This is a genomic window from Vibrio sp. 10N.261.51.C6 (assembly GCF_041471785.1).
Lineage (GTDB): Bacteria > Pseudomonadota > Gammaproteobacteria > Enterobacterales > Vibrionaceae > Vibrio > Vibrio crassostreae_C.
The window spans coordinates 2,132-4,466 of record NZ_JBFRPB010000134.1 but is presented as its reverse complement, the minus strand read 5'-3'; the positions used below and the strand labels follow the sequence as shown (position 1 = coordinate 4,466).

Sequence of the window (2,335 nt, the reverse complement as noted above, 5' to 3'; positions counted from 1 at the left end):
ACTATTGGGGGTCAGTTCATCATGGCTGGTTTTTCGCTTTTAGACACTACTGGCGAGATTCAGCCGCTCGAATTCTTTCAATCGCTTCTACCCTTCTAAGCTGTTCTGGTAGGAAATGTTCAGTCCTAAGTTGCGCAATCTTCTCTTGTTGTTCGGTTTTTGATAGGAATGAATCTTTCAAGACATCATTTCGTTCTGCGAAGTAGACCTCTAACGAGTCTTCAAAGGCCGCTCTTTGTTTATCAAGTGCTTCAAGTCTCTGGGTTGCTTCTTCACCGACAAGTTCGCTTCTCTTTAAGTATTTACCCTGTTCATCGAGACCTTCAGAGCTAGAGAGCTGTTGGAGTAACACCTGATTCTGGTGACTCGACTGAACATAATCAGGTTGCTCAGATAGATAGGATTCGAGTCTTTGTTGGTATTCTTCATCCTCTAATCCCTCCTGTTTCAGAAGTAACTTTTCTAAGGCGATTTCTCTCATTCTGTTGTCGTGCGTAAACAGAATACTTATCTCGCTCTCACTGAAAAACTGAGCTTGGAGGTCAAGGAGCGCTTGATTGAGTGCACGTAGATCATCAGCGGAAATGGATGTGGTACCGAACTGCACGTCCAACGATGTCAGTGCCGACTTATACTCAAGATATTTGGCAAACAGTGCTTCATCAACCACGGTTGTTGATGCTTGTTCGTGGTGTTTCGCCACGTTGTCTCGAATATCTTCAAGGGTTAATTCTGCATTACCTGACACGAAATATTCCATCATGTCTTTTGCTGATGCGTTATCGATGTCGGTATCTTGCTGAGAGGTGACTTTCAATGAGGAGATGCGTTGTTCGTCGTCAGTATGTGTATCTTGATTATTTAGATATAAAAAGACCGCCGCTGTGCTCATCAGGGCTATCGTGGTTATCGACAAAATGGCGGTCTTTTTCATCATACTTCCCTTGTTTTCTTGTTAAACGGCTTTGCAGACTACAAGCCAGCCAACTTCAATCGATTGGCATGCTGACGATATAGAGTTACAGGATCTGTCTCAAACAAGTGGTGAATTCCCAATAACCCATTAATCTCATCTAGGTGGTTCATTTTGTAATCATCACCAATCACTTTGCCCAAATGCGCGCTGCATGCTCCTACTAAGCCATCATTAGGTTCGTTGAAGGCTAAGCCTAGGATTGTCATCGCTCCGTCGGTAGGATCAAGAAGGTTGGTAAAAGTGGAAGACCCTGTCCATGAATAGTAATAAACGCCGTTACTTGCTTGCCTCTCACCATCGCCACACTCAGACGTCGGAACGCCCTCAGGGTAAAACTGGTTGAAGGCTAGCGAGCCTTCTGTGGTCAATGCTTCAAGAGAAGCGAGGCCGTCTTGGTCGAGATCCGTTCCACCAGATAAAAGGTTAATCAGTGTCGTTAATCCACCTGCTAATTTAACCGCGATACCTTCTGTGACAGAGCCTTCAGATACGTTCCCTCGAACGAGATCAGCGACCTTAGAACCTTTATGTACACCGCCAATACTGGTCACTGAAGCAACAAGATCAGGTCGAACTGACGCAACATAACGAGCCGTAGGCCCACCGTGGCTATGACCAACCAGATTCACCTTACTTGCTCCTGTTGCAGCTAACAGCGTTTCAACTTGGCTGAGTAACTGTTCACCACGGACCTCTGAACTGTTGGTTGCAGAGACCTGAGCGACATATACGTTCGCGCCATCTTTGGTTAGGGATTCAGGTACGCCATAGAAATAGTCAACGCCCGCTAATGTATCGAAACCAAACAGACCATGTACCAACATAATGGGGTATTTCGTTTCAGTGTATCCGCTGGCTTCTAATGCTGATGCGCTCGTTCCGGCATATACGCCAAAACTGGATAGGCAGGCTATCGTCCAAATTAATATCTTTTTCAATGCTCTTTCCTTAAACAGATTAGACCTCTGATGAGTAAAAGAACCGTAGATGATGATTTTATAAAACAGAAAGTAACGACTTCATATTTGTGATGGCGAACTTGAATTAAACAGGTGCGATGAACATCAGGCAAACAGAATCAGGAGAACAAAACATAAGCAATTGATTAAATTAACATTTAACTAAGGTTGATGAGATTGTTCTTTCAATATCCCGACTCAAATATCAATTCAACATTCTCAATAAACCAAAATTATTCGACAAATAACCGTTTGGAAACAGGTATTTTTCAACCAAAAACTCGTTGATAACTTGAGGTTTATTCCATTAACGACACACCACAACCATGAATATATTGACGCTAATTATTGATTTTAGATATAGGTCGTACCAGTTATTTACTTATCCACTTATCCACTT

The 2,335-nt window shown here is 43.0% G+C and carries 2 protein-coding genes; both read right to left on the bottom strand.

Annotated elements, in window-relative coordinates; genetic code table 11:
• Window positions 1-46: 46 nt before the first annotated feature.
• Window positions 47-934 (bottom strand): lipase secretion chaperone, encoded by an 888-nt coding sequence (locus AB4375_RS21540; RefSeq protein ID WP_372052502.1) that lies wholly within the window; start codon window positions 932-934, stop codon window positions 47-49.
• A 38-nt stretch (window positions 935-972) separates the two neighbouring features.
• The gene (locus tag AB4375_RS21535; RefSeq protein WP_372052501.1) at window positions 973-1,914 is read right to left on the bottom strand and encodes a lipase family alpha/beta hydrolase; all 942 of its coding nucleotides are present in this window, start codon (window positions 1,912-1,914) and stop codon (window positions 973-975) included.
• Between the last annotated feature and the right edge of the window lie 421 nt (window positions 1,915-2,335).